24 protein-coding genes, 1 tRNA gene and 1 pseudogene are annotated in these 23498 nt (G+C 69.5%); 13 read left to right on the forward strand and 13 right to left on the reverse strand.

What is annotated here, in order from left to right:
* Position 1: 1 nt before the first annotated feature.
* Positions 2 to 1171 carry a helix-turn-helix domain-containing protein gene (locus ACFYXS_RS18980; RefSeq protein WP_389249435.1) on the forward strand — a complete coding sequence of 390 codons (1170 nt, stop codon included), beginning with the start codon at positions 2 to 4 and terminating at the stop codon, positions 1169 to 1171.
* Positions 1168 to 1710, forward strand: coding sequence for a hypothetical protein (locus ACFYXS_RS18985; protein ID WP_389249437.1), 543 nt, complete (start codon positions 1168 to 1170; stop codon positions 1708 to 1710). Before ACFYXS_RS18980 ends, ACFYXS_RS18985 begins: the two co-directional genes overlap by 4 nt.
* Before the next feature lie 10 nt (positions 1711 to 1720).
* On the opposite strand, the gene ACFYXS_RS18990 is transcribed toward ACFYXS_RS18985, so the two are convergent.
* From ACFYXS_RS18990 to dnaK, 4 genes are read right to left on the reverse strand one after another with little or no spacing between them, the layout of a single operon-like run.
* Positions 1721 to 2188, reverse strand: coding sequence for a heat shock protein transcriptional repressor HspR (locus tag ACFYXS_RS18990; RefSeq protein WP_360900298.1), 468 nt, complete (start codon positions 2186 to 2188; stop codon positions 1721 to 1723).
* 4 nt (positions 2189 to 2192) lie between these two features.
* Positions 2193 to 3377, reverse strand: a complete 1185-nt coding sequence (gene dnaJ / locus ACFYXS_RS18995; RefSeq protein ID WP_389249440.1) for a molecular chaperone DnaJ — start codon at positions 3375 to 3377, stop codon at positions 2193 to 2195.
* Between the two features lie 39 nt (positions 3378 to 3416).
* Positions 3417 to 4088 carry a nucleotide exchange factor GrpE gene (gene grpE, locus ACFYXS_RS19000; protein WP_389249442.1) on the reverse strand — a complete coding sequence of 224 codons (672 nt, stop codon included), beginning with the start codon at positions 4086 to 4088 and terminating at the stop codon, positions 3417 to 3419.
* Positions 4085 to 5926, reverse strand: a complete 1842-nt coding sequence (gene dnaK / locus ACFYXS_RS19005) for a molecular chaperone DnaK (RefSeq protein WP_389249444.1) — start codon at positions 5924 to 5926, stop codon at positions 4085 to 4087. Before dnaK ends, grpE begins: the two co-directional genes overlap by 4 nt.
* A 324-nt stretch (positions 5927 to 6250) precedes the next feature.
* On the opposite strand from dnaK, the gene ACFYXS_RS19010 reads away from it, so the two are divergent.
* Entirely contained in the window at positions 6251 to 8518 is a 2268-nt protein-coding gene (locus tag ACFYXS_RS19010) for a (Fe-S)-binding protein (protein WP_389249446.1), read from the forward strand.
* Positions 8519 to 8609: 91 nt separating this feature from the next.
* Here ACFYXS_RS19010 and ACFYXS_RS19015 read toward each other — a convergent pair whose 3' ends face one another.
* Positions 8610 to 9398: a thioredoxin domain-containing protein gene (locus tag ACFYXS_RS19015; RefSeq protein WP_389249448.1), complete on the reverse strand. Its 789-nt coding sequence runs from the start codon at positions 9396 to 9398 to the stop codon at positions 8610 to 8612.
* A gap of 228 nt (positions 9399 to 9626) precedes the next feature.
* On the opposite strand from ACFYXS_RS19015, the gene ACFYXS_RS19020 reads away from it, so the two are divergent.
* Positions 9627 to 10481: a Yip1 family protein gene (locus ACFYXS_RS19020; protein ID WP_389249450.1), complete on the forward strand. Its 855-nt coding sequence runs from the start codon at positions 9627 to 9629 to the stop codon at positions 10479 to 10481.
* 74 nt (positions 10482 to 10555) lie between these two features.
* Here ACFYXS_RS19020 and ACFYXS_RS19025 read toward each other — a convergent pair whose 3' ends face one another.
* The 5 genes from ACFYXS_RS19025 to ACFYXS_RS19045 form a co-directional block, all read right to left on the reverse strand.
* Positions 10556 to 11422, reverse strand: coding sequence for a GNAT family N-acetyltransferase (locus ACFYXS_RS19025; RefSeq protein WP_389249452.1), 867 nt, complete (start codon positions 11420 to 11422; stop codon positions 10556 to 10558).
* A 33-nt stretch (positions 11423 to 11455) separates the two neighbouring features.
* Positions 11456 to 12172, reverse strand: a complete 717-nt coding sequence (locus tag ACFYXS_RS19030) for a hypothetical protein (protein WP_389249454.1) — start codon at positions 12170 to 12172, stop codon at positions 11456 to 11458.
* 131 nt (positions 12173 to 12303) lie between these two features.
* Complete coding sequence (locus ACFYXS_RS19035; RefSeq protein ID WP_389249456.1) at positions 12304 to 12816, reverse strand: phosphoribosyltransferase; 513 nt, start codon at positions 12814 to 12816, stop codon at positions 12304 to 12306.
* A 4-nt stretch (positions 12817 to 12820) separates the two neighbouring features.
* Positions 12821 to 13396: a dCTP deaminase gene (gene dcd / locus ACFYXS_RS19040; RefSeq protein ID WP_389249458.1), complete on the reverse strand. Its 576-nt coding sequence runs from the start codon at positions 13394 to 13396 to the stop codon at positions 12821 to 12823.
* Positions 13397 to 13467: 71 nt separating this feature from the next.
* Complete coding sequence (locus ACFYXS_RS19045; RefSeq protein ID WP_389249460.1) at positions 13468 to 13647, reverse strand: hypothetical protein; 180 nt, start codon at positions 13645 to 13647, stop codon at positions 13468 to 13470.
* Positions 13648 to 13992: 345 nt separating this feature from the next.
* Here ACFYXS_RS19045 and ACFYXS_RS19050 point away from each other — a divergent pair.
* Positions 13993 to 14066, forward strand: a tRNA-Gly gene (locus tag ACFYXS_RS19050).
* Between the two features lie 51 nt (positions 14067 to 14117).
* On the opposite strand, the pseudogene ACFYXS_RS19055 reads toward ACFYXS_RS19050, so the two are convergent.
* Positions 14118 to 14451: pseudogene (locus ACFYXS_RS19055) on the reverse strand (site-specific integrase); the annotation flags it as partial.
* A 246-nt stretch (positions 14452 to 14697) separates the two neighbouring features.
* On the opposite strand from ACFYXS_RS19055, the gene ACFYXS_RS19060 reads away from it, so the two are divergent.
* Together ACFYXS_RS19060 and ACFYXS_RS19065 are read left to right on the forward strand one after the other, a co-directional pair.
* On the forward strand, positions 14698 to 15015 hold the full coding sequence (locus ACFYXS_RS19060; RefSeq protein ID WP_389249462.1) for a hypothetical protein: 318 nt from the start codon (positions 14698 to 14700) through the stop codon (positions 15013 to 15015).
* Positions 15016 to 15563: 548 nt separating this feature from the next.
* On the forward strand, positions 15564 to 15725 hold the full coding sequence (locus ACFYXS_RS19065) for a hypothetical protein (protein WP_389249464.1): 162 nt from the start codon (positions 15564 to 15566) through the stop codon (positions 15723 to 15725).
* Positions 15726 to 15873: 148 nt separating this feature from the next.
* Here the strand turns inward: ACFYXS_RS19065 and ACFYXS_RS19070 are convergent, their stop codons facing one another.
* The gene (locus tag ACFYXS_RS19070) at positions 15874 to 16374 is read right to left on the reverse strand and encodes a hypothetical protein (protein WP_389249466.1); all 501 of its coding nucleotides are present in this window, start codon (positions 16372 to 16374) and stop codon (positions 15874 to 15876) included.
* Positions 16375 to 17026: 652 nt separating this feature from the next.
* On the opposite strand from ACFYXS_RS19070, the gene ACFYXS_RS19075 reads away from it, so the two are divergent.
* A complete protein-coding gene (locus ACFYXS_RS19075) occupies positions 17027 to 17173 on the forward strand; it encodes a hypothetical protein (RefSeq protein WP_389249468.1) in 147 nt (48 codons plus the stop codon).
* A 504-nt stretch (positions 17174 to 17677) separates the two neighbouring features.
* On the opposite strand, the gene ACFYXS_RS19080 is transcribed toward ACFYXS_RS19075, so the two are convergent.
* A complete protein-coding gene (locus ACFYXS_RS19080; protein ID WP_389249470.1) occupies positions 17678 to 17935 on the reverse strand; it encodes a hypothetical protein in 258 nt (85 codons plus the stop codon).
* A 113-nt stretch (positions 17936 to 18048) separates the two neighbouring features.
* Here ACFYXS_RS19080 and ACFYXS_RS19085 point away from each other — a divergent pair, with 113 nt between their 5' ends.
* The 5 genes from ACFYXS_RS19085 to ACFYXS_RS19105 all read left to right on the forward strand — a co-directional run bounded on the left by ACFYXS_RS19085 (position 18049) and on the right by ACFYXS_RS19105 (position 23480).
* On the forward strand, positions 18049 to 18570 hold the full coding sequence (locus ACFYXS_RS19085) for a hypothetical protein (protein ID WP_389249472.1): 522 nt from the start codon (positions 18049 to 18051) through the stop codon (positions 18568 to 18570).
* A 128-nt stretch (positions 18571 to 18698) separates the two neighbouring features.
* Complete coding sequence (locus ACFYXS_RS19090) at positions 18699 to 19079, forward strand: hypothetical protein (RefSeq protein WP_389249474.1); 381 nt, start codon at positions 18699 to 18701, stop codon at positions 19077 to 19079.
* 534 nt (positions 19080 to 19613) lie between these two features.
* Complete coding sequence (locus ACFYXS_RS19095) at positions 19614 to 20564, forward strand: alpha/beta hydrolase (RefSeq protein WP_389249476.1); 951 nt, start codon at positions 19614 to 19616, stop codon at positions 20562 to 20564.
* Positions 20565 to 20809: 245 nt separating this feature from the next.
* Positions 20810 to 21652, forward strand: coding sequence for an alpha/beta fold hydrolase (locus tag ACFYXS_RS19100; protein WP_389249478.1), 843 nt, complete (start codon positions 20810 to 20812; stop codon positions 21650 to 21652).
* A gap of 154 nt (positions 21653 to 21806) precedes the next feature.
* Positions 21807 to 23480 (forward strand): esterase-like activity of phytase family protein, encoded by a 1674-nt coding sequence (locus ACFYXS_RS19105; RefSeq protein ID WP_389249480.1) that lies wholly within the window; start codon positions 21807 to 21809, stop codon positions 23478 to 23480.
* Positions 23481 to 23498: the final 18 nt, after the last annotated feature.

The following is a 23498-nucleotide window of genomic DNA, read 5'->3' on the forward strand; positions in this document are numbered from 1 at the left end:
CATGGACCCGCATGTCATCGAACGTGTACGCACCGTGATGGACGCGGCCGCGATGACCAAGGGCGCCTTCGCCCGGTCGGTCGGGCTGACCCCGGACAAGCTGTCGAAGTCGCTCAGCGGGGTGCGCCGCTTCACCTCGCTCGACCTGGCGCTCATCGCCGAGGCCGGCGGCACGACCGTGGACTGGCTGCTGACCGGCAACGAACCGCTGCGCCCCGCCCTCGCGGCCCGCACGCGCAGCGACAGCGCCCCCGACCCGGCCGGCACGCAGGAGGTCACGGCGCGCTTCGCGACCGCCTACGAGGTGCTGGAACTACTCGACCGGGCAGGGGAGTTGCCCGCCGTCCCGGAGCCGGACCCCGCCCTCGAGCGGTACGCGGCGCAGGGCGAGCGGCTGGCGGAGCAGGCGCGGGAGCGGCTGCCGGCGGCGGAGCTGGAGACCGACGAGCTGATCGCCGCGGTCGAGGAGCACTTCGGGGTCGACGTGGCCATCACCGGTCTTCCCCAGGCTGTGGACGGACTCGCGTGGCAGACCGACACCTTCCGCCTCGTCCTCGTCGCGCCCACCGACCTGTGGACACGGCAGCGCTTCACCCTGGCCCACGAGCTCTGCCACATCCTCGCCAAGGACGCCCGCAGCGTCGTCGTGGAGTCGCACGTCGCCCCCGGCCGGCAGAAGGACCTGGCCGAGGTGCGGGCCAATGTCTTCGCCTCCCATCTGCTCATGCCCGCCCGGGAGTTGACGGAGGCCGCCGCCGCGGAGGGGGAGCTGACGGACACCGCCTTCGAGCGGCTGGTCGTCCGCTTCCGGGTGTCGCCGAGCGCCCTCGCCGCGCGGCTGCACCAGCTCGGCCTCATCGACGCCGTACGCCGCAAGCACCTGCGCGGCCTGACCACCGAGTCCTGCCATCTGCTGGCGGGCGCCGGTGACGAGTACCAGCGGCAGGCGGCGCGGGCATCGGCGGAACGCTTTCCGCCGCGCCTGGCCTCGGAGTTGTACAAGGCCTATCTGGCGGGCGAGACGACGCTGCGCCCGCTGGCCGCGCTGCTGGACACCGACGTGGAACGGCTGCACGACCTGCTGGCCCCCGGATCCGCACCCGGAAACAGCACCGGCAACGGCGCCGATCAACAGGACGCCGAAGAAGGGGACCTGGTCTTCCAGCCATGACCGCCTGGTGGTTCCCGGACAACACCGTCCTGTGCAACTTCGCCGCCGTGGACCGGATGCTCCTGCTGGAGAAGGTGCTGGACGGCCGCGGTCGCTGGACCCAGGCCGTCGCCTACGAGGCGGCCCGCTCCGCGCGGTTCCTGCCGCGGCTGGCGGGGCTGGCCGAGGCCGGCTGGCTGGGCGAGCCCGTGGAGATCACCGAGAGGGACGAACTGCGGGAGGTCGACCGGCTGCGCCGCGCGGTCTTCGGCGGCCCGGCGCACGCGCCGACCCGGCATCTCGGCGAGGCCGAGACCTGCGTACTGATCACCCGCCGGCGGGAGTTCCGCGGCTCCGTCTGGATCACCGACGACCGCTCCGCCCGCAACTTCACGCGCCGGCGCGGCATCACCACCAAGGAGACCTTCGACCTGATGCGGGACGCCTGCGCCGAGGGACTCGTGCCCGCGGCGGAGGGCCATCGCCTGCTGCACGCCATGATCGCCTCGGGGCGCCATCTGCACCGCGTGTCGCAGGGACCCGCCGACCTGCTGGCGTAGCGGGGAACGGCTACTCGGGCCGCTTCGCCGGCCGCCACACGACCAGCGCCGAGGTCTGCTGCACGTCCTGGTACGGCACCAGGTCCCGCCGGTAGGAGGCGTGGACGGCCGCTTCGCGCTGCTGCATGGCCGCCGCGGCGCCCTCGACGGCCGCGGCCAGTTCGGCCACCCGGGACTGCAGGGCCGCGACCTGGTTCTCCAGTTCGATGATGCGCTTGATGCCCGCGAGGTTGATGCCCTCGTCCTGCGACAGGCGCTGCACCTCGCGCAGCAGCTCGATGTCACGGGCCGAGTAGCGGCGGCCCCGCCCGGCCGTGCGGTCGGGCGAGACCAGGCCGAGCCGGTCGTACTGCCGGAGGGTCTGAGGGTGCAGGCCGGAGAGCTGGGCCGCCACCGAGATGACGTAGACGGGGGACTCGTCCGTCAGCTCGTACGGGTTGCGCCCCCGTCCGCCTCGCATGCCGCCGCCCATGCTCATCGGTTCAGACTCCCTTCGCGGCCTTGAACAGCTCTGCCCGCGGATCGATGTCCGCGGTCGCCTCCCGGTACGCCTCCAGGGCGTCCAGCGCCTTGCCCTCGGTGGCCGCCGGAACGGCGACCTCGACGGTGACCAGCAGATCGCCGTGCGAGCCGTCCTTGCGGACGGCACCCTTGCCACGCGCCCGCAGCGTACGCCCGTTGGGCGTGCCCGGGGGCAGCTTCAGGGTGACCGGGGGGCCGCCCAGCGTCGGGACCTTGATCTCGCCGCCGAGGGCCGCCTCCGTGAAGGAGACCGGCACGACGACGGTGAGGTTGTCGCCCTTGCGGCCGAAGACCGGGTGGGCGTCGACGTGCACGGTCACGTACAGGTCGCCGCCCGGGCCGCCGCGCTCGCCGGGGGCGCCCTTGCCGCGCAGCCGGATGCGCTGCCCGTCGGTGACGCCGGCCGGGATGCGCACCTGCATGGTGCGCGCCGAGCGGGCCCGGCCGCTGCCGTTGCAGACCTCGCAGGGGTCCTGCGCGATCAGGCCGCGGCCCTTGCAGTCCACGCAGGGGTCGGTGAGCGAGAACCCGCCACCGCCGCCGCGCGACACCTGGCCGGTGCCGACGCAGGTCGGGCACACCCGGGGCGTGCCGTTCTTGTCGCCGGTGCCCGAACAGGCCTTGCAGGGGGCCTGGCTGGTCATCTTCAGCGGGACCGTGGCGCCGTCCACCGCCTCGGTGAACTTCAGCGTCACCTCGGTCTCGACGTCCTGGCCGCGCCGGGGCTGGGTACGGGTCGTCGTACCGCCCCGGTTGAACAGACCGCCGAACACATCCCCGAGACCGCCGCCGAAGCCGCCGCCCTGGGGCGTGCCGGCACCGCCGGCGGTGCCGCCGCCGAAGAGGTCACCGAGGTCGAACCCGAACCCGCCCGCGCCGGCCGGGCCGCCGCGGAAGCCGCCGTTGCCGAAGAGGGCGCGGCCCTCGTCGTACTCCTTGCGGCGCTTGGGGTCGGACAGCACGTCATTGGCCTCGGAGATCTCCTTGAAGCGCTCCTCGGCCTTGGCGTCGCCCTTGTTGGCGTCCGGGTGGAACTCGCGGGCGAGCTTCCGGTACGCCTTCTTGATCTCCGCCTCGGTGGCGTCCTTCGGGACGCCGAGGACCTTGTAGAGATCCTTCTCGAACAAATCCCTGCTGATGCTCATCCCCGGCGTCCCTCCTTCCGTGCCCTTGCGTGACTCACGTCAGCCCTGCTCCGGGCCACCGTTCTCCTCGTCCGCCGAGTCGGCGTTGCCCTGCGTGCCCTGCGTCCCCGGCTGGGGCTCGGCGACCGCCACCCGCGCGGGGCGGATGGTGCGCTCCCCGATGCGATACCCGGGCTGCAGGATCTGCACGCAGGTCGTCTGTGTGACGTCCGGCGAGTAGCTGTGCATCAGGGCCTCGTGCACCAGCGGGTCGAAGGGCTCGCCCTCCTTGCCGAACTGCTGGAGACCCAGCTTGGCGGCGACCGTCTCCACGGACTCGCCGACCGACTTGAAGCCGCCGACCAGTTCCTTGTGGTCCCGGGCACGACCGATGTCGTCGAGCACCGGGAGCAGCTCGGTGAGCAGATTGGCGACCGCGATCTCGCGGACGGCGACGCGGTCCCGCTCCACCCGGCGGCGGTAGTTCTGGTACTCCGCCTGGAGCCGCTGCAGGTCCGCCGTGCGCTCACCGAGCGCCGTGCGCACCTGGTCCAGCTGCGCCTGCAGAGCGACCGTGGCGTTCGCGTCCCCGGCCGGGGACGCCGGGGCCGCCTGCTCGGCGGACCCGGCACCCGGTGCCGTGTCACCCGCGGAATCCGCGGACGACGCGGAACCGGCCTCGGCAGAGGGGACGTCAGGCTCCTGCTCGAAGCCCGGGGTCTCCTCCGTCACGCGGCACCGTCCTTCTTGTCCTCGTCGACGATCTCGGCGTCGACGACGTCGTCGTCGGCCTGGGGCTGGGCACCGCCCGCGGCACCGGCCGCGCCGCCCTCGGCCTGGGCGTTGGCGTAGAGCGCCTGGCCCAGCTTCTGGGAGGTGGCGGCGACCTTCTCGGTGGCCTCGCGGATGGCGGCGGAGTCCTCGCCCTTCAGCTTCTCCTTGAGGTCCGCGACGGCCGCCTCGACCTCCGTCTTGACGTCGGCGGGGACCTTGTCCTCGTTGTCCTTGAGGAACTTCTCGGTCTGGTAGACCAGCTGCTCGGCCTGGTTGCGGGTCTCGGCGGACTCGCGGCGCTTGTGGTCCTCCTCCGCGTACTGCTCGGCCTCGCGCATCATGCGGTCGATGTCGTCCTTCGGCAGCGCGGAGCCACCGGTGACGGTCATGCGCTGCTCCTTGCCGGTACCGAGGTCCTTGGCGGAGACGTGCATGATGCCGTTGGCGTCGATGTCGAAGGCGACCTCGATCTGCGGGATGCCGCGCGGCGCCGGCGGCAGGCCCGTCAGCTCGAACATGCCGAGCTTCTTGTTGTACGCCGCGATCTCGCGCTCGCCCTGGTAGACCTGGATCTGGACCGACGGCTGGTTGTCCTCGGCCGTGGTGAAGATCTCGGAGCGCTTGGTCGGGATCGTGGTGTTGCGCTCGATCAGCTTGGTCATGATGCCGCCCTTGGTCTCGATACCGAGGGACAGCGGGGTGACGTCGAGCAGCAGGACGTCCTTGACCTCGCCCTTGAGCACACCGGCCTGGAGCGCGGCGCCGATGGCCACGACCTCGTCCGGGTTCACGCCCTTGTTGGCGTCCTGACCGCCGGTCAGCTCCTTGACGAGCTCGGCGACGGCGGGCATGCGGGTGGAGCCACCGACGAGGACGACGTGGTCGATCTCGGAGAGCTGGATGCCCGCGTCCTTGATGACGTTGTGGAACGGGATCTTGCAGCGCTCGAGCAGGTCCGCGGACAGCTGCTGGAACTGGGCGCGGGTGAGGCGCTCGTCCAGGTGCAGCGGGCCCTCGGCCGACGCGGTGATGTAGGGCAGGTTGATCGAGGTCTCGGTGGACGAGGACAGCTCGATCTTCGCCTTCTCGGCGGCCTCGCGCAGACGCTGCAGCGCCATCTTGTCCTTGGACAGGTCCACGCCGTGACCGGAGGCGAACTGCTTCACCAGGTAGTCGACGATGCGCTGGTCCCAGTCGTCACCACCGAGGTGGTTGTCGCCGTTGGTGGCCTTCACCTCGACGACGCCGTCGCCGATCTCCAGCAGCGAGACGTCGAAGGTGCCGCCACCGAGGTCGAAGACGAGGATGGTCTGGTCGTCCTTGTCCAGGCCGTACGCCAGGGCGGCGGCCGTGGGCTCGTTGACGATGCGCAGGACGTTGAGGCCCGCGATCTCGCCGGCCTCCTTGGTGGCCTGGCGCTCGGAGTCGTTGAAGTACGCCGGGACGGTGATGACCGCGTCGGTCACCTTCTCGCCCAGGTAGGCCTCGGCGTCACGCTTCAGCTTCTGCAGGATGAAGGCGCTCATCTGCTGCGGGTTGAAGTCCTTGCCGTCCAGGTTGATCCGCCAGTCGGTGCCCATGTGGCGCTTGACCGACCGGACCGTCCTGTCGACGTTGGTGACTGCCTGGCGCTTGGCGACCTCGCCGACGAGAACCTCACCGTTCTTCGCGAAGGCGACGACGGACGGCGTGGTCCTGGCACCCTCGGCGTTGGTGATGACGGTGGGCTCGCCGCCTTCGAGAACGCTGACGACGGAGTTAGTCGTGCCCAGGTCGATGCCGACCGCACGTGCCATGGTGAAACCCTCCAACTGCCTACTTGAGTGGAACTGACTCAAGAGTGCCGGACGGTTTTCCCGGTGTCAACAGACCTGAGTCGAAGCCACTCAACTTTGGAGCGGACGCTGCGCGCATGGCCGCCTGCGCAGCGCGTTCACGAGCCGTTTCGCCCCCGTCCCGGCCCAGGCAAGGCGGCCCTCAGCGACGCAGATCACCGGCGGCGCGGCTGCGCACGTGCGCCGATACTGGGTACCCTCAGGAGAAACGAATAAGTTACTGCTTAGTAGTCAGCCGGGCAGTCGGCCCGCGCCTCCGCTCTCGCAGGCCCGAGGAGCCCTGAAATGCAACTCGCCGCGATCATCGTGTCGCTGGTACTCGCCGTGGTCGGCGTGGCGCTGTTCAGCCGAGCCATCGCCCAGATCTACCGGTTCGTACGACTCGGCCAGGACGTACCCGCGGGCACGCGCACCGACGACTGGCGCGCGCGCACCATCACGGTGGCGCGGGAGTTCCTGGGGCACACCCGAATGAACCGCTGGGGCGTGGTCGGCGTCGCCCACTGGTTCGTCGCCGTCGGCTTCTTCTCCCTCGTCCTCACCCTGGTGAACGCCTTCGGGCAGCTCTTCCAGGCCGACTGGGCACTGCCGATCATCGGCCACTGGCTGCCCTACGAGGTCTTCGTCGAGTTCATCGGCCTGATGACCACGCTCGGCATCCTCACCCTGATCGTCATCCGCCAGCTGTCGCTGCCCGACCGGCCCGGCCGCAAGTCGCGCTTCTCCGGCTCCAACCTCGGCCAGGCGTACTTCGTCGAGGCCGTCATCCTCATCATCGGCCTCGCGATCATGACGCTGCGCGGCCTGGAGGGCGCCCTGGCGGGCGTGCACGGCTACGAGGCCGCCTACTTCGCCTCGTACCCGCTGGTCACGGCCTTCAGGGGGCTGAGCGTCGGCACGCTGCAGAACCTGGTCTACCTGACCGCGATGATCAAGATCGGCACCTCCTTCATCTGGATGATCACGGTCGGCCTCAAGACCGACATGGGCGTCGCCTGGCACCGCTTCCTGGCCTTCCCCAACATCTGGTTCAAGCGCAACGCCGACGGCGACGTCGCGCTCGGCGCCCTGCTGCCGATGACCTCCGGCGGCAAGCCGATCGACTTCGAGGACCCGGGCGAGGACGACGTCTTCGGCGTCAGCCAGGTGGAGCAGTTCTCCTGGAAGGGCATCCTCGACTTCTCGACCTGCACCGAGTGCGGCCGCTGCCAGTCGCAGTGCCCCGCCTGGAACACCGGCAAGCCGCTCTCCCCCAAGCTGCTGATCATGTCGCTGCGCGACCACGCGCACGCCAAGGCCCCGTACCTGCTGGCCGGCGGCGGCAAGACCATGGAGGGCGAGGAGAAGGCCTCCGAGGAGCAGCTCAAGGACGTCCCCGCGGCGGCCCTGGCCGAGGCCGAGCGCCCGCTGATCGGCACCGCCGAGGAGAACGGCGTCATCGACCCCGACGTCCTGTGGTCCTGCACCACCTGCGGCGCCTGCGTCGAGCAGTGCCCGGTGGACATCGAGCACATCGACCACATCGTCGACATGCGTCGCTACCAGGTCATGATCGAGTCCTCGTTCCCGTCCGAGGCGGGCACGATGCTCAAGAACCTGGAGAAGAAGGGCAACCCCTGGGGCCTGCCCAAGAAGCAGCGCCTGGCGTGGGTCAAGGAGGTCGACTTCGAGGTCCCCGTCGTGGGCGAGGACATCGAGGACCTCACCGAGGTGGAGTACCTCTACTGGGTCGGCTGCGCCGGCTCCCTGGAGGACCGCGCCAAGAAGACCACCAAGGCCTTCGCCGAACTGCTGAACATCGCGGGCGTGAAGTTCGCGATCATGGGCGGCGAGGAGAACTGCACCGGCGACTCCGCCCGCCGCCTGGGCAACGAGTTCCTCTTCCAGCAACTCGGCGCCGAGAACGTCGCGATGCTGAACATGGCCTTCGGCGAGGACGACGAGGACGAGAGCACCAAGCTCCCCGCCTCGAAGAAGAAGATCGTCGCCACCTGCCCGCACTGCTTCAACACCCTGGCGAACGAGTACCCGCAGCTCGGCGGCGAGTACGAGGTCATCCACCACACCCAGCTGCTGCAGCACCTGGTCGACGAGGGCAAGCTCGTCCCCGTCACCCCGGTCGAGGGCATCATCACCTACCACGACCCCTGCTACCTGGGCCGCCACAACAAGGTCTACACACCGCCGCGCGAGATCATCGCCAAGGTGCCGGGCCTGCGGAACGAGGAGATGCACCGCCACAAGGAGCGCGGCTTCTGCTGCGGCGCCGGCGGTGCCCGCATGTGGATGGAGGAGCGGATCGGCAAGCGCATCAACAACGAGCGCGTGGACGAGGCGCTGTCCCTCAACCCGGACATCGTCTCCACCGCCTGCCCGTTCTGCCTGGTGATGCTGTCGGACTCCGTCAACGGCCGGAAGAACGAGGGCAAGGCCAAGGAGTCGCTGCAGGTCGTCGACGTCGCCCAGCTGCTGCTGGACTCCGTCAGGGTCCCGCTCGACCCGGACGGCGCGCAGGAGTCGGCCGTGGAGCCGGAGCCCGAGCCCGCGAAGTAGCCGGGCCCCTCCCCCACGTCACAACGCCGGTGGGCGCGTACGGAAGTCCGTACGCGCCCACCGGCGTTGTGCGGGTCGCCGCCCGGTCCCGTCAGGCGCCGATCCCGGCCTGCCGCAGCAGGAGGGCGAAGGACGCAGGGTCGAACAGCTTCTGCAGGTCGTCCTGGGACACCGCCCGGCCGTCGATCTGCACGTAAGGGGTGCCCGTGGCACCGCTCTTGATGAACGCCTCCTCGGAGGCGCCGACGAAGTCCCCGTAGGACCGCTTGGCCACGGCCTGGTCGAAGGCGCTGCCGCGCAGCCCCTTGACGTCGGACGCGAGCTTCAGCAGGTACGCGTCGGTGAAGCCGTCCTCGGTCTCCGCGGGCTGATGGGCGTAGAGCGTCTCGTGGTACGTCGCGAAGGCGCCCGTGCCGGCCTCGACGGAGGCGCGCAGGGCGTTCGCGGCCCTCTTGGAGCCCTCACCGCCCAGTTTGTCGTCCAGGAACGAGGCCAGCGTGTACTGCAGCCGGATCCGGCCGTCCGCCGCGAGCGCCGCCAACTGCGGTGCGGCCGCCTTCTCGAAGGCCTGGCAGATGGGGCAGCGCGGGTCCTCGTAGACGTGCACGGTCTTCGGCGCCGCCGGGTCGCCGACGGTGATCGTCGTGCCGTCGGCCTCCATGCGGGCCGGCAGCCCGGCCAGCACCTTGGGATCGGTCGCGGTCGGCACCCCCGGAACGGAGCCGGCCGCCGGCGAGGCCGAGGACCCCGACGCACCGGAGGAGCCGGAGGAACCCGGGGAACCCTGTGAATCGGTCGTCAGCAGGCCGCAGGCCGACAGCGAGAGGGTCAGCAGCCCGGCGGCGGCCGCCCCGGCCGCGACGCGGGCGGCATGACGCACGCGCGGGCGTGCTGCGTTCGGTACAACCCTGATGGCCATCGGCGGTTCCCGTCCCTTCGGATCACATTGCCCCCGAACGCTAAGGCGTCACACCCCCGCCCGCGAAAAAACCCGTGCCCGCGACCAGTTCCGGCGGCCCGTCCGCCCACTGTCACAGCTTGGCCGCAAAGCCCGTCCGCGGGCGGAGGGCCCCGCTCTTCACCCGCTGGAACGGGTACGTTCGAAGACGTGGCTGGATTCGACAACGGACGCGGACGGGACGGGGACGTGCAGCACCCGCATCAGCAGTACGGCGGACACCCTCAGCAGAACACGCGGCCGGGCGGCCAGCAGCCGCCCCAGTACGGGTTCTCGCAGGCCGCCGACGGCGAGCCCGAGTACTTCGGCACGCCGGCGCAGCACAGCTCGTACGACAACAACCCCGGGCACACCCGCGCCTTCTCCATCGGCGACGGCCCGGACGCCTACGACCCCGAGGGGACGCAGCACCCCGACAACGTCTCCACCTACCGCGCCGGCCGGACCACGGCGCCCCCGGCCGGCCCGCGGCTGCCCTGGAAGCAGCTGCTCAGCGGGATCGTGATGCGCCCGGCGGCCACCTTCTGGCAGATGCGCGACTACCAGGTGTGGGCGCCCGCGCTCACCATCACCTTCCTCTACGGGCTGCTCGCCGTCTTCGGCTTCGACAGCGCCCGCGAGGACGTGATCGACGCCACGCTCTCCAACAGCATCCCCTGGGTGCTGAGCACCGCCGTCGCCGTCATCCTCAGCGGCCTGATGCTCGGCGCCGTCACCAACGCCCTCGCCCGCCAGCTCGGCGGCGACGGCGCCTGGGCGCCCACCATCGGCCTCGCGATGCTGATCACGTCGATCACCGACGCACCGCGTCTGGTCTTCGCGATCTTCCTCGGCAGCGCCAACATGTTCGTCCAGGTCCTGGGCTGGGCCACCTGGATCGGCTGCGCCGCGCTCCTGACGTCCATGGTGAGCAAGTCCCACGACCTGCCCTGGCCGAAGGCGCTGGGCGCGGCCTCCATCCAGCTGATCGCGCTGCTGGTGCTCTTCAAACTGCCGGTGATCTGACCCGGCAGGAGCGGTACGCACTACCCGTCCGTACGGGCGGCACACCTCGCGGGGTGGCCGCCCGTCCGTGCTTTTCAGGCGGCGCGCGCGAAGTCGTACACGGCCCATTCGGTGAGCGGGACGTACCCGATACGCCGGTAGAGCGCGTTGCTGGTGGCGTTGGCCGGGTTCGTGAACAGCACGACCTCCTGGGCGCCCGCGGCCAGCGCGGCCCGGCTCACCTCGACCGTCACGGCGCCCGCGTATCCGCGACCGCGCAGCGGGGCCGGGGTGTAGACGGGGTCCACCCGGATCTGGCCGCCGACCAGCGGGTTCGCGCCCGCCATGGAGACGGGCGTGCCGTCCGGGGTCTCCCAGAACGTGTAGCGCTTCTCGGCGAAACGCGTGCCGGCCCAGGAAACGGCGTCAATGGTGACGGCCTCCCCGACATCCGCGGCGAACGCGCGGCACCAGCCCATGAGTTGTTCACTGTCCCGCTCGCCCACGAGCCTGCCCCGGCCCGCCGGGACCGGCTCCGGGGCGGTGAGCGTGCCGAGACGGTACAGAAGGAGGCGGTTGCGGAGCGTCGCCGCCGCGCCGGTGTGCCGCTGCCAGGCCTCGGCGAAGGCGGTGGCGCTGTCACGGTCCGCGCTGACGTGGGTAGGGGAGTGCCCGAGGGAGACCAGACGGGCGGCGAGGGTGTCGGCCTGCCCGGGAGTGAGGCATGTGACGCTCAGGCCGCGGGACGGGACCCCGTGGAAGGCGGCGCCGACCTCGCCCGCCCGCTCCAGCAGCCCGAACACGTGGGCCCCGGGGCCGTACCCCTCCGCCCCGCGCGTGCGCAGTTTCTCGGTCGTTGTCAGGGTCATGGTGTGCAGGCCGGGCCGCGAGCGCAGGAAGTCCCCGGCCCGGGCGAGAAAGTCGTCGACGTCTGCTGTGAGGTGCCAGTCATCCGGGCGCATGCCCCACATGCTGGTACGCCCGGAGGGGTCAGGTCAGATGAACAGGACACTCTCCACGTCGATGGTAACGAGTTCGACGTCCCGGTCCACCGTTCCGTCCGCGCCGCGCCGGTACACGCGCCGCCGGGTCGGGACCATGATCCCGTCGAACTCCCGGTACGCGGACGGATAGTGCGCGGCCGGCCCGGCGTTGATGACCTCGGGCGTGTAGTCGTGCCTGCGCAGCAGCCCGTTCGCGTCGAAGGAGAAGACCTGCTGGGGGCAGTGCGTCGCGATGTGCTCGGGGAAGGTGACCTGCAGCCGCCTCCAGGTCTCCCCCTCCTCCGTGACCGGGGACAGTTCCACGGCCTCGAAGCCGGGGGAGGCGAAGGTGAATGGGGACGTCAGATACGTCCACATCGCCTCTCCGGCGAAGTACGCGACGTGCAGATCGTCCCAGGGAGCCCGCACGTCGCTCGGGAACGACGCCCTCGGGTCGGTCCGCTCGGCCACCACCTCGCCGGCGTCGGTCTCCACGGCCACCCGCCGCGCGGTGAAGGACGTCCGCAGATGGGGGGCGGTGAAGGGGTAATGGGCGGCACGCTGCCGGCGCAGGTCGAGCCGGACGGCCACATGGCTCAGCACCCCCTCCTGCCCCTTCAGCGTCCACAGCGACCCGCCGACCCGGTGGTGCACGGTCACCGAGCCGTACCGGTTCCAGCGCTCCAGGCCGCCGTGCGCCTCGATGACCGTGGTGACGAGATCGCTCATGGCACATTTCTCCTTGATCCGTGGGATGTATCGCCGCAGGCGCGACAGTCCGGGCCCCTGCCACTCCCATTATGAGCATATACTCCTATTGGGTGAGGCAAGTCGTGGCCGCTGCCCGTACGAGCCGTGGGTCAGAGCGCCTCGGTGTTCGGCTTGACCTGCTCCCCCGGCTTGCGCACCGGAGGCAGGACGCTCCACGGGAAGTTGATCCAGTCGTCCGTGCGCCGCCACACGTAGTCGCACTTCACGAGCGACTGCGACTTCTCGTAGATCACCGCGCTGCGCACCTCGGCGACGTGGTCGACACAGAAGTCGTGGACGAGCTTCAGCGTCTTGCCGGTGTCGGCGACGTCGTCCGCGATCAGCACCTTCTTGTCGGAGAAGTCGATCACGTTCGGCACGGGCGCCAGCATCACCGGCATCTCCAGCGTGGTGCCGACCCCGGTGTAGAACTCCACGTTGACCAGGTGGATGTTCTTGCAGTCCAGCGCGTAGGCCAGGCCGCCGGCCACGAAGACGCCGCCGCGGGCGATCGACAGCACGATGTCGGGCTCGAAGCCGTCGTCGGCGATCGCCTGCGCCATCTCGCGCACGGCGTCGCCGAAGGCCTCATACGTCAGGTTCTCCCGCGCCGGCCCGGTCATGCGCTCACACCTGCGTCCGGTGGAAGTTGAGGTAGGACCGCGAGGGGGTCGGCCCCCGCTGCCCCTGGTAGCGCGATCCGTGCTTGTCCGACCCGTACGGGAACTCCGCCGCCGACGTCAGCCGGAACAGGCAGAGCTGCCCGATCTTCATCCCGGGCCAGAGCTTGATCGGCAGCGTCGCGACGTTCGACAGCTCCAGGGTCACGTGCCCCGAGAAGCCGGGGTCGATGAAGCCCGCCGTCGAGTGCGTCAGCAGCCCCAGCCGGCCGAGGCTGGACTTGCCCTCCAGACGGGAGGCGATGTCGTCCGGCAGCGAGATCACCTCGTACGTGGACGCCAGCACGAACTCCCCGGGGTGGAGGATGAACGCGTCGTCCCCCTCCGGCTCCACCAGCCGCGTCAGGTCCGGCTGCTCGACGGCCGGATCGATGTGCGGGTAGCGGTGGTTCTCGAACACCCTGAAGAAACGGTCCAGCCGCACGTCGATGCTCGACGGCTGCACCATGGTCGGCTCGAACGGATCGACCCTGACCCGTCCGTTGTCGATCTCGGCCCGGATGTCCTTGTCTGAGAGCAGCACACCAGCAGATTACGCGGCGGTGGGGCCCATGGCCGAATCGGCCACGGGCCCCCGCGTCCCGTCCGGCCTGCTTACTTCTCGTCCTCGGCCGGGCCCGCCACGGACACCGGCACCACACTCCGCATGCGCGCGCACTGCGGGCACCTGATCAACCGGCCCGGGCCCAGCCGTCCGGCTCCCAGGTTCTGCATCGGCAGCGTGGCGGTGCTGAATACGTGCCCTTCGGCACAACGAACGACGGTGCGATCCATCGCTCCCCTTCTCCCCGGTACCTCAACGACGAAAGCCACATTAGGGGATGAACCCACCCCTGCCCCGCACGGCACTCCGCCCACCCCGGCCCGGCCAACCGGCCCTCACCGTACGCCCGATCGCCCCCGCGGCGCACGCTCCGCCACTCCGCGAGACGCCCCTCCACATCCCCTTCACCACGCCGCCGTCCGACCTCTGACCGGGGGCCGCTCGGAGCCTGGTCGGGCCCCGACCGGCCCCCGACCAGGCCCGCCACGGCAACACGACGGCCCCGGCACGCATGCGTCCGGGGCCGGCCATGGGGTACAGTGTCCGACGATGAGCCGCCTCAACGGGCGTCTTACGCGGGTGTAGTTTAATGGTAGAACATGAGCTTCCCAAGCTCAGAGCGCGAGTTCGATTCTCGTCACCCGCTCCACCAGAAAGCCCCAGGCCAGCAGCCCGGGGCTTCTTTGCTGTCCAGACCTCTTCATCTCTCCCGTGCCCGGTGCGTGCCCGATGAGCCGTCGTCGTGCCCGTCGATTGATGCGCGGTCAGCCCGCACACGAACGTCGAGCGCGGCGGCGACCTCCTTCTGCTTCTGCCGCTCCAGCGTCGAGTGCTGGTAGATCAGCGCCAGCACGCTCGGAGGACTGGCCGGCGCGGACCACGGCGTCCTTGAGCGTGGCACCCCACTGCGTCGCCAGCGTGTGGCCGGTGTGCCACAGATCGTAGAACGGAAGTTCTCCGGCAAAGCCGACCTTGGAGCGGGCTTTCCGCCATTTCCGCCCGAAGGACGAACGCCGGAAGGGGGCGCCCTTTTCCGCCGACGAGTAGCCCGGGCGGTTCCGAGCCGTCGTCACCCGCTCCGCCAGAAAGCCCCCAGGCGAGCAGCCTCGGGCTACCTTGCCAACTCTCGTCCCCAGAGCGTCACCTGAGGTCCGCGGACCGCATGGATCGCAATGCAGAACAACCGGCCCTGGACGAAGTAGGCGTACACAGCGGGCCCACGCCCCCGTGCCGAACTCCATACCGAGGTCCCTTCACCGTCCGCACGGTACTGTTCCCGCGTGTATGCCTCATTGATGTTGGCCTCCGGCTCTGCGCTCGTACTCCTCGGCGTGCTGGCTTTGAACGGCCGAGGAAACGCGGAGAATACGAGATCGCCTGTGTTCGGCTGGGGTTTCATCGTGATGGGTGGTGGCTTCGCCTTGGATGGCGGGCCGACACTTCTCGGGCTCTCTATCGGAGCGAGGGCAACCCTTGCCGGTGTGGCCTTGGCACTCGTCGTGCTCGGTGGAGTGCTGTGGCTGTGGGGCAGGACGAGGGCCCGTCGCGTCGAGAAGTCGCAGGCGACAAGCTCGGCAGACCGATTCCAGAAGAACTGACGAGGGCCTCGGGACACCGCCCGCCGCCGGCCTGTGCGTGCGTGGCGGGTAGGCTCCGGAGGTGCATAAGTGGTGGACCAGCTGGCCTGTGATCGGGCCGTTCGCGGCGTGGTGGCTCGTGTCCACCGTCTTGTTCTGGCTCATGAGCCGGACCATCGATGATGACCCCATGAGTTGGATGAGCTCCGCCTGCTTCGCACTGGTTGCCATGGCCACTGGCAACCTCGGACCCAAATATCGAAAGCGTCGGCAGGCTCGTAGAGCCAAGCGTTCACGCTGAACAGCCCCGCGGGCCGTAAAGGGCCGGCGGCCGGCGTAGCGTCTCCCGGCTGTTTTGGGACGAAAACCAAACCACAGCCGTGCCAGACACGACCGTGTCGAGCGCGGAGCCACGGGGAAACACAGGCAGCATCCGACGTTCTCCCAGGTCGGCGTACAGCCAGTTCAGTGGTTTGCAGCCTCAGTCTTCCGAGCTGGGGCCCCGGCGAATCCCGCGACCGCCGCAAGGGGTAGCCTTCCCGTCCGCTCGAAGCCACTGGAGGCCCCCTGTGCACACCGCCGTTCTCCTGCTGCGGGACGCGTTGGGGCTCGGTGGCGGACTGGTGGGTATCTGGGAACTGACCCGGCAGGCTTCCGGACCGGGCTGGAGGAAGTCGCGGCTCTTCTCCGCAATGGCGGCTTCGTTGCTCGCCGCGGTCCTGGCCGTCTAGACGAGCAGCATGGCCGAGTCCGTGTCCCTGGCGTGCCCGATCAGGCGGGGAATCGGGGAATCGCTGCCACGACGGTTTTCAAGACTGTTGATCCTGCTGGCCGCTCGGCGGTACGGTCAATACCTCCATCACGCACGGCACATGGGACTCATCCGGTTGGCAGTTCGCTCACCTGGACAGTCGGGACGGCGTCTGGCAGTTGACCTGGTCGCTGATCGCAGGAAATCTCAGCCAACCATTCCGGCGTGCAGCACTCGGCGAACGACCACTTCTGGTCCGAGTAGCGGTCGTCCGTACTGTCGGTGTACAGCTCAAGCCTGCGTTGGGGCGTCAAGCGGTAGTACTCGCGCATCGGATCACCCTCGGTAGTGAGATAAGCCACCTTCAGCTCTGCGCTCTCGCCGCTCTTGAGGGCTTGCCGGAGGCAGGAGATCTCCCGCACCGCCTTCCTCTTTATTTCTTCTCCCTGATCCAAACTCACTTCGCCACAACTCGAAAACTCGGTTCTGGACGCCCAGCGTTCCTTCACCGGATCGCCCAACATGCCGCAACCGGCGCCCAGCAAGGACGTGGCCGCTACCGCGACGAGCCACGAGCGGGCCGAAACAGCCGCCACACGGCGGCGGCAGGCGCTGCTCTGAGCTATCACGCCGTACCCCCCTTCTCCTGCCCGTTGGACGCGGCTCTGGAAAAACCGGTTCCTTGGTCCGCGGCCCACCGTGCGTGTGCCAGAACTGTGCCCAGAACGGGCGGTCAGTCACGGTCGACCGCTGGACAGCGGAGCAGGCCCGCACCAACGGTCGAGCAGGAAGTCTGCCGGGCGGCCCCGACCCGGCCGGTGGTTCCCGAGCCTGGATCCGACCTGTCCGGTGCGAAATCCCACACCGGAAGCACCGAACATTCCACGGCAGGGGAACACTGCGGCAATCTCTTGGGCTGAGGACTCCAGCGGCCTGATTCCGAACGACTTCACGAAGGGCCCCAGTACGCGTATCCGCTGCTGAAGCCTGCCGCCCTCTGTCGTGACATCCACAGCGGCGACGTTGCGTCGAGCCGCCGACCCCACGTACTCGGGTCGTTTTGCGCCGCCGATGAGGGTTCGGATCGCGCCGAAGCCAACGCCCCGCCGTCGGGCTGCGCACGGCACGGTGCGGTCATTGCGTGGTGTGTACGTCGGGCATCCGCGTCAGGAGGACACTGAGCCCATGGCCCTACCGAAAACGCATCATTGCTCTTCCTGCTCGGATGGTGGCGCGCAAGAGGTCATCCACGAAGACCTCGTCGTCGGAGCACCACTGTCCATGGAGGATCTCACCGAGGAGCAACGCCTCGACCGGTTCTCCCGCAAGTACGCCCACGACGGTTGCCAGGTCAGAGAAGTCCGACGCGTCCCGCACGACTGCTTGAGCGGCTACGCGTGGTCCGTCCGCTTCGTCGAGAGTTCCTGATCGACGCATCACCGGTCGGCTCCGGAAAGAGATGTGCCGGGAGGAGCCCGGCCCGATAGACAGCAGCTTCAACTTCTCGTAGCGGCCGGCAATGCCGCGCCCTCCCCAATGGGCAGAGTCCTGCCCCCGCCCCACGCGCGTCCGATCGAACGGTGAACCACGGCCCGCCAGGGTTTGCTGCGGGCTCCGTCAAAGCAGCACAGGCCGCCGTTCATGCCAGGTCAGCGCCCGTCCCACGCCCGTTGTGGCCGGTGCTTCCCAAGCTCAGAGCGCGAGGTCGATTCTCGTCACCTACTCGACGAGGAAGCCCCGGGCGTAGCAGCCCGGGGCTTCCTCGTTGGCTGCACCACGTGGCAGGAAACGTCTCGTGGCCCGACGTCCGGTCCCGCCGGCCGAGGCGGCGGTGTGTGGTGGATCCACCTCGGGAGGCCGTCGGTGGATGTGGGGCCCGATCAGGGTGCGACTGCCGCACGCTGCGGATCGCCTGCGGGCCCTTGTCGCCCCTCACTCCGTGCGGTTCGCGCGGGAGGCCCCCTCGTCGCCACGCCGCGACCAGACGACCTGCAGGCCGAAACCCACAAGCCCCACGACCGTCCCGGCAACAGTGAGCCACAGCTCTCCGGTCGCGTGCGCCGCGAGCGCCAGCTCCGCGCACAGCAGGCCCAGCGCATACAGGGCCGCGATGCGCCACCGCCGCTTGACGCAGTGGGCGACGGTCAAGCACGTCCCCACCACCAAGAAGAAGACCATTCCCAGGATCACCGCCGCAGCATAGGGTCGGCGGCCGGAGTCCCGTGTACAAACTCGGTGTGAACCGTCCGACATCGACGGCTCACATCAACGTCACGTAGTGATCGACAGTGGACGGGTGACCGATGACCGCTCTTGTTCTGGGTCCTCTGGAATACATCGCAGGCGAGTGGATCATCGGCGACGCGACCGCCCGCGAGGGCAAGCACCTCAGGTTCCAGCAACAGGGCCTCAGTCATCGGGTCAAGGGGGCCGAGGTCCAGATCGTCCCCTGGTCCCGACTCATGGACCTTCGCCTCTCGGCCCAAGCCGGCCGACGGGGAAACTCAAGGGCGCTCGCCGCCTTTACGGACCTCGCCCTGGCCCTCACGGGAGCCTCCCGTCACGGAGGAGCAGAGGCCTGTCTCGCGGCGACGTTGCGAAAACCGTACGAGGACTGGGTCGCGCATTTCTCGCATCCGCCCAGGAAATACCGCACGTCGGAGATTCGCCAGGCCGAGGCGCTCCTCGAGCAGACCGTCGAATGCGGTCGGGCGGCACAACTTGGCGAGCCGCGGTGGATGGCCGAGACGGTGGGAAAGATCGCCGGCCTCATGGTGGGGTCCCGGGACATGAAGGCCGCCATCGGGGAGATCGTGAGAGGTTAGATCTGGTGGTGGTGCCACGCACGTCCTCCGACCGATCCGGCCCGAAAGCGTCTGCCCCTCGGGCACCTGGACGGGTGTGACGACGACCGTGGTACCAATGGCCGGTGACTCATCGCCCTGACGATCACGTGAGCCCACGACCCGACCTGGTGGAGCGTTCGGCGCCCTTCCTGCCGGAGGGAAGCGAGATCCGGCAGGTGTTCATCTGCCAAGCCGCGCCGAACTTCGGCTTCTTCCTCGTCACCTACCTCACAGGGCTGACGATGTTCTGGATCACGTACCGCTGCGTCGCGGTCACCCGGGACGCCGTCTACGTGCTGGAGAGCAGCAAACTCTCCGGTGGCGCCAGGCCGCAGTCCTTGGTGGCCACGTTGCCGCGCCGTACTCGGCTCGGTCCGGTCTCGGGCCGATGGGGCCGGATGGACCTCCTCGGCGAGCGCCACTGGGTCCACCAACGGTTTCACCGCGAGGTCGCCGCCGCCGACCGCGAGGCCGGCTTCACGCGATGAGGGCGTGGGCGTGGTGCCAGCCGCGGGCGACGTCGTTGTGACTGACGTCGCTGAGCGCAAGAACGATACGTCGAGCAGACATGACGATTCCCCCCGGGAACGATGAACTGGTGCGCCTTCGCTGCCTGTCCCGTATCCGGGATGCGGTATCCGCTGTCGGCCTCGGCAGCTGGCGCTGTATGGATCCACGCAGGTGAACCATCACTGGAGCGTGGTGGCACTGTCACCGCCGGACCACCGTCCAACCTCCCTTCACAGAAGGGCCGTTGATACGGGACATGCCCGTGCGACGCATGCCCGACCGGGTGGTGGACCACGGCCGACGAGACGTCGACGACGCGGAGGCTCGGGCGCCCGCCCACCGACCACCGTGCGGACTCCATGGAAATCGCGAAGCCCCAGGTCACAGGGCAATCCGAGATCCCTTTCACCGGGTTCCTGGCCGTTTCGCCCCGGTGCGTGTCACACGTTGGCGCGTGCTCTTGTCACAAGTGTGAAAGCAGGCAGGAGCCCGCCGAACCAAGGAGTGCATCGATGACTCATCCCGTTCTGGAGCCCCCGGCCCAGGAGCTCGCGGACGCGACGGCCAACCCGCCGTTCCTTCACGAGCTCGGTCCGGAGGGCGCCCGGAAGGTCCTGGACGACCTGCAGGCGGCGCCGGTGGCGAAGCCTGATGTGACGGAGCAGTGGATCACGGTGCCCGCCGAGGTGGGCGATGTGCGGGTACGCGTCGTCAAGCCCGTCGGCAGTGAGGGCGCGCTGCCGGTCGTCCTCTACATGCACGGCGGCGGCTGGGTGCTCGGCAACGCGGGCACCCACGACCGTCTGGTGCGTGAGCTGGCGGTCGGGGCGAACGCCGCCGTCGTGTTCGTCGAGTACGACCGCTCGCCGGAGGCCGCGTACCCGGTCGCCATCGAGCAGGCGTACGCGACCGCTCAATGGATCACCGCGAAGGGCGCCGAGGAAGGCCTGGACGCCTCACGCCTGGCGGTGGCCGGCGACTCCGTCGGCGGCAACATGACCGCCGCGCTGACCCTCATGGCCAAGCAGCGCGGCGACGTGTCCTTCGTGCACCAGTCGCTGTACTACCCGGTCACGGACGCGGCCCAGGACACCGACAGCTACCGGGAGTTCGCGGACGGCCCCTTCCTCACGGCGAAGGGCATGGCCTGGTTCTGGGACTGCTACACCACCGACCCCGCCCAGCGGGCCGAGATCACCGCCTCGCCGCTGCGGGCGAGCCTGGAGGAGCTGGAGGGCCTGCCGCCCGCGCTCGTCATCGTGGACGAGAACGACGTGCTGCGCGACGAGGGCGAGGCCTACGCCCGCAAGCTGACCCGGGCCGGCGTCCCCACCACGAGCGTCCGCTACAACGGCATCCTCCACGACTTCATGATGCTCAACCCGCTTCGGCCCACACAGGCGGCAACTGCCGCGGTGGAGCTGGCCGTTCACACGCTGCGCACCGCCCTCCGCAGCAGCTGAGCCCGGACCCGGCGCCCGGGAGAACAGGGCTGCCCCCTTTCCGCCCCGCTCATCGGCCCCACCGACACGATGAGCCGTGGGCGAACCGCTCGACGCGCCGAGCCGCGTCGATGCCCGGCCACAGCCGGTTCCCACCTGCCGCCCGCGGTCCACCTCTCCCTGACTTGCGGCAGCATCCCGCCGCAACCACAGCCGTGTCGATTTGTCCGCACATGGCTGGAATTTCGGCCTCGAAAGGACCCCCCATGCCCCGTCATTCGCTGTACCGGCGTGCCCGCACCCCGCTCGCCCTCACCGCCACGGCAGCGGTCGCCGCCGGCCTGGTCGCCACGTCGGTCGGCTCGGCGAACGCCGCCAAGGCCCCACATCCGCAGCGCGTCAAGCCGACCGTCGTCCTCGTCCACGGTGCGTTCGCCGACTCCTCCAGCTGGAACGGGGTCATCAAGAGGCTGAAGAAGGACGGCTACCCGGTGGTGGCCGCGGCCAACCCGTTGCGGAGCGTGAGCGGCGACGCGGCCTCCGTGAAGAACCTGCTGGCGAGCATCGAGGGGCCGGTGGTCCTCGCCGCGCACTCCTACGGCGGGGCGGTGATCAGCAACGCCGCCGCCGGCTCCGACAAGGTCAAGGCGCTGGTGTACGCCGACGCCTTCCTCCCCGACAAGGGCGAGAGCGCCAACGACCTGGCGAACAAGGCCCCGGACAGCGTCATCGGCAAGGTGCTGCGTCCCGTCCCGATCACCGACCCCGACGGATCCAAGGACGTCGACCTCTACATCGACCAGTCCAGGTTCCGCCAGGCGTTCGGCGCCGACGTCCCCGCGGCGACCGCCGACCTGATGGCGGTCACCCAGCGCCCCGGGACCGGCACCGCGCTCAACGAGCCCTCCGGCGAGCCCGCTTGGAAGACCATCCCGTCCTGGGCCCTGGTGGGCACCAACGACCGGATCATCCCGCAGAAGCTCCAGGTCTGGATGGCCGAGCGCGCCCATGCGCACATCGAGAAGGTCCGGTCCTCCCACGCCGTGACCGTGTCCCACCCGGACGCCGTCACCCGCGTCATCGAAGAGGCCGCGCGAACGGTCCGCTGACCGGAACACGCCACGGGTGGGGCGGCGCGGTGTGCCGCCCCACCCGATCGTCGACCTCGGCAAGGTGGGCGGGCTCGAAGCGCCAGTGCTTTGTGAACCAATGGTTCACCCGGGACCACCTCAAAGTTCACCACTGGCAGTCAAGTTCAGGGGTATGACTTCAAGACGCTTCTCTCGCAAGCGCATCCGGCTCGTCATCGCGATCGGTGCCACCATCGCCGTGGCGGGCACGGGTACGGCCGCGGCCCATTCCGGTGGCTGGCTGTGGGCCCCGTCGCACGACTTCGGGGCGGTCGCCGACTCCTTCTCCGGCCACGGCCGGGTGACGGGCGATGTGCTGCGGAACGACTCCGGCGCGACCGCGGTCGTACGGCACACCGACCCGGCCAACGGCAAGGTGGCGGTCGACGCGGACGGCACGTTCACGTACACGCCGAACTCCGGCTTCACGGGCACGGACACCTTCACGTACAGCACGACCGACGCGGTGCAGCTGTTCGAGGACGCCCAGGCCAACGGCGCCCCCCTGCCGCCGCTCGGCCATGTCGCCGGGCCGGCCGGTACGACCACCGAGCTCTCCGGTGAGGGCTTCGGCTCCTCGCTCGCCCCGGTGCCGGGCAAGCCGGGCCACTTCTACGGTCTCACCGACCGCGGCCCGAACGCCGACGCCCCCGACGGCAACAAATCCGAGATGGTCCCGGACTTCACGCCGGAGATCGGCGAGTTCAAGCTCGTGGACGGCAAGGCCGAGCTGCTCGAGCAGGTCACCCTCAAGGGGCCGAAGAGCCTCGGCGGCGTGAAGTACAGCGGCCGCCCGCCGCACGACACGAGCGAGGTCATCGACGACGTCGCCGCGACGAACGCCAACGGCGGCACGCCGACGCCCATCGCGCGGGACCCCTACGGCTACGACTCCGAGGGCCTGGTGGCGCTGTCCGACGGCTCGTTCTGGGTCTCGGACGAGTACGGCCCGTACCTCACGCACTTCGACAGGAACGGCTACGAGCTGGGCCGGCTGACGCCGTACCGGAACAGCCCGGACAACGCCGCCCACAAGGTCGTCGGGTACCTGCCGGCCGAACTCGCCTTCCGCGCGAAGAACAAGGGCATGGAGGGCCTGACCGTCACCCCGGACGGCTCCACCCTGGTGGGTGTCATGCAGTCCGCGCTCCAGCAGCCGGACCTCGGCAGCCTCAAGGCCGCCAACGTCGCGCCGACCCGCATCGTCACGGTCGACCTGCGCACCTACCGGACCAAGCAGTACCTGTACCTGCTGGACAACCCGGCGAGCACAGGCGCCGCCAACAGCGAGATCACCGCGCTGTCCGGCACGAAGTTCCTCATCGACGAGCGCGACGGCAGCTTCGAGCCGTTCGCCCAGAAGACACTTAACCAGGTCGACATCAACGGGGCGACCGACGTCAGCGGCCTGACGATCGGCGGCAAGTCGCCCGAGGCGCTGGTCGGCACGAACGGCACCAACGCGGCCCTCGCCGCGCTCACCGGCGCCGGCGTCAACGTCGCCCAGAAGCAGCCGTACGTCAACGTCGGCATGCTGGTCAGCCAGCTCGACCCCACCGGCGCGTTCTTCGCGCACGACAAGGTCGAGGGCGTCGCCACCACCGACGGCGGCCGGACGCTGTACCTGGCCAACGACGACGACTTCGGCATCGACACCATCGCCGTCGACCCCGACGGCAAGTGGACCGTCCACCAGAAGGTGCTGCCGCCCACGGGCCGTACCGACAACGGCGAGATCCTGAAGGTCGACACCACGAAGCTGCCCGCGGTCCTCAAGACCGTCACGGTGACGGTCCACGTGCGCTGACGCACGCGGAAGCGCCGT

The organism is Streptomyces sp. NPDC002574, assembly GCF_042889545.1.
In the GTDB taxonomy this organism is placed as follows: Bacteria; Actinomycetota; Actinomycetes; order Streptomycetales; family Streptomycetaceae; genus Actinacidiphila.